We start from the raw sequence: 1,041 nt of genomic DNA, 5'->3' as shown, positions 1-1,041 counted from the left end.
TGATGATCGATGGAACGAAGTTTGAGGCGAATGCGAATAAAATGACGTTCTTTTGGGGTGCCTGGGTCAAACGGTATCGTCCGCGTCACTGGCAGAAAGCGATGGAAATCGTAAGACAGTTGAATCGCTATTTTAAGGTCCAGGGAATCGCAGTGCGATATTCGATCCTGAAGGAACCGACACTGAAGTATTTGATGGAGATCGATGAACGGCTGGATGCGTGGCTGCAGGAAGTCGGAGCGATCCGGAAAGGACGGGGAATCCATCCTGTGGCGAAGCTGAAACGGGAATTGGGCAGCGTTGCCAAAAGTCTGTTCAGTTACGCCTTAGCGAAAGATATACTGGGAGAGCGGAACAGTTTCTCCAAGACCGATCCGGATGCGACAATGATGCATATGAAATATGACTATTACAATCACACGAACGTGTTTAAACCAGGATACAATGTCCAGATCGGAGTGAATAACGGGTATATTGCCTATTCCTATATCAGTCCGGATGTCAATGATACAAAGACCGCAATCCCCTTTCTGGAAGGATACCGAAATCAATTCGGAGACGATCCGAAAATGGTGGTGACGGATGCCGGATACGGCAGCTTTGAGAACTATGCCTATGCCCAGCTTCATCAGATTCAGGCAATCCTGAAATATCCGGGGTACCAAAAGAAGAAAGAGAAAGTGAAGGAAAAGAACCAGTTTCAGTTAATGCATATGAAACGGAATGGGGAAGGAACCCCGATCTGCCCGCAAGGGTATGATTTTGAAATCGAGAAGATAAGAGTGGACATGAAGACCGGAGTACCGAGAACGACGATTCATTATCGGAATCAGCACTGTGAGAATTGTCCGCTGCGGAGCCGGTGCACGACATCGAAGAAGGGACGCAGTGCGAGAATCAGTCCGCAGCTGGAGAAATATCAGAAGGAAGTCGATGCCTATCTGGAAACGGAAGAAGGAAAAAGAAGGATGGCGCAGCGGAGCAGTGAGGCAGAAGGGGCGTTTGGAGACATCAAGAAAAACTTCGGGTATAGTCTGCTTC

General features: G+C 48.2%; 1 protein-coding gene. It reads left to right on the top strand.

Annotation, left to right across the window (positions count from 1 at the left end; translation table 11 throughout):
- A partial coding sequence (locus tag HOLDEFILI_RS18030) for a transposase (RefSeq protein WP_006061393.1) occupies window positions 1–1,041 on the top strand: 1,041 nt, incomplete at both ends.

This window comes from Holdemania filiformis DSM 12042, assembly GCF_000157995.1.
Classification (GTDB): Bacteria; Bacillota_I; Bacilli_A; order Erysipelotrichales; family Erysipelotrichaceae; genus Holdemania; species Holdemania filiformis.
Note: the sequence above shows the minus strand (reverse complement) of the source record. Positions and strands in the feature narration are given on the sequence as shown.